The sequence below is a fragment of the Williamsia sp. genome, assembly GCF_036566845.1.
GTDB lineage: Bacteria > Actinomycetota > Actinomycetes > Mycobacteriales > Mycobacteriaceae > Williamsia.
Genome location: NZ_DATCVM010000074.1, coordinates 1 through 1,896, shown reverse-complemented (window position 1 = coordinate 1,896; position 1,896 = coordinate 1). Strand labels below are relative to the sequence as shown.

Annotated in this window: 2 pseudogenes; both read right to left on the bottom strand. The window is 65.5% G+C overall.

Annotation, left to right across the window (positions count from 1 at the left end):
- Window positions 1-140 precede the first annotated feature (140 nt).
- A pseudogene (locus VIQ49_RS06370) lies at window positions 141-463 on the bottom strand (transposase); the annotation flags it as partial.
- Window positions 464-512: 49 nt separating this feature from the next.
- Window positions 513-1,809, bottom strand: a pseudogene (locus VIQ49_RS06365) (IS1380 family transposase); the annotation flags it as partial.
- Window positions 1,810-1,896: the final 87 nt, after the last annotated feature.

Below are 1,896 nucleotides of genomic sequence, written 5' to 3'. Positions count from 1 at the left end.
CAACACAGCGCGTCTGCACGGCTACCTCAACGACCTACCGCCCACAGAGTTCGAAGCCATCTTCTACGCTACGAAACGGACCGACCAACCCCTGGTCGAAATCCAATAGCCCGAGCCTCCACCGGAACCAGAGCGTTTCAGAACTCGCAGATCAGCGGTGTAGCGGGTCGCACTCCCGCGCGAAGAAAGTTGTTGCGGCCTTTAGTATTTCGATCGTTTGCTCAAGTTCCTTGGTTTTGCGGCGCAGCTCCCGCAGCTCGCGTGCGGTCTCAGTCGGCACACCCGCACCCTCACCGTCGTCCACCCCGGCCTGGCGCACCCACTTGCGCAGCGTCTCCGCGCTCATCCCCAACCGCGCCGAGATCGCGCGCATCGCCGCCCACTCGGTCTCGTAGTCATCGCGATGCTCTCGGACCAGCCGCACCGCCTTGGCCTTGGTGTTCTCGTCGTACTTGCTCGGCATCGTGCCATCCTTCCCTCAGAAGAAGGTGCACGAAACCCGGGACGGTTCAGCGTCGGGCTGAGGAGGCGATGCGTGCCGGCACGCTGATCAGGGTGCGGCGGATGGTCGCGGTGCGGGACTTGGCCAGCGCCGGCCCGGTGAGGGTGGCCGCGGCGCGGGTGAGATTGAACGCCATCACCGCCAGCACCAACCAGGCACTATTGGCGGCGAATTGTCCTGAGGGTAGATGGGCCAGGGCGGAGTCTTTGAGGTCGGCGTGAACCTGCTCGATGATGGCGTGGCCGCGGTGGGTCTTGTCGGCGGTGACGGTGTCGAGGTCTGTGGTGGTGAAGAAGGCGTGGAAACGCCATACGTCGAACAGTGTGGCCTGCTTGTCGGCGGTGGGGTTGAGGTCGGGGATTCGGCGCACCACCAGCCTGCCTGGGACCTGCTGGCTGGCTTTCTTGGAGCTGAACGCGGTGAACCCGATCTCGGCGACCTCGGCCCGGGAAATCCACTGGCCGGTGGTCTCGTCGTAGATCGCGTCGGTGTACTCGATGGGGGTCCACGCGTCGTCGTCGATGGCGGCGATCGCGGTCCTGACTGTCGAGTCCAGGCGCACGGTGATCGACACCTCGGCGCCGCCGCGGATCGCTGCGGCGACGGTCCGATGGCCGTAGAACGCGGAGTCCGCCCGTAGCAGCGGCTTACACATGGCCTCGGTGCTGCGCAGACGTTTCACGGTGGCCAGGGTGTCGCCGATCATCCGGGCCGCCCCGCGTGGGGAGCCGCAGGATCCTTTGCGCAGGCGCTGGCCGGTGATCACCGGTGCGCCCTCGTCGGTGGTGAGGGTCGCGATCAGCGCATTGAGCCCGCGGACCCCGGAGTAGCCGTATCCCGATCCTTGTTTGGCGTGACCATGCACTTCGATGATGGTGTCGTCGACATCGACCATGACCGCGCCGTCGATGCCGGCCAGCAGCGGCGTACGGGCGTGCAGGCCGGCCAGCAGCCGCGATGCCACGGCGTCGAGTTGGCGGACGTGGCCCAAGCTGAATTCCCGCAGAAACGATCCCAGCGTCGAGGGCGCATACGGGCGGTCGAACAGGGTGCCCATCGCGGCCGTGGCGCAGCAGCCTCATGTCGTCGATGCTGTCGGCGCCGGCGATCATGCCCGCGACCAGCGCACTGACTTTCGCTCCGGCGTTGGCGCCCTTGTCGGTCGGCACGCTGAGGTGCTCGTCAGTCAAAGTCTTGAGACCGCACTGCTGGGCCAACGCGGCGATCGGGACCAGCCCGGCGCACGACACCAGGTTCGGGTCATCGAAGATCGCCGACGCGACGGGCCGAGTGTGAGATAGTTGCATCTACGAGATGCCCTTCGTAGTGGCCGAATTTGATCCTCGAGAAATCTCATTCTTTCACTACGACAGGGCATTTCGCTGTTACAACCC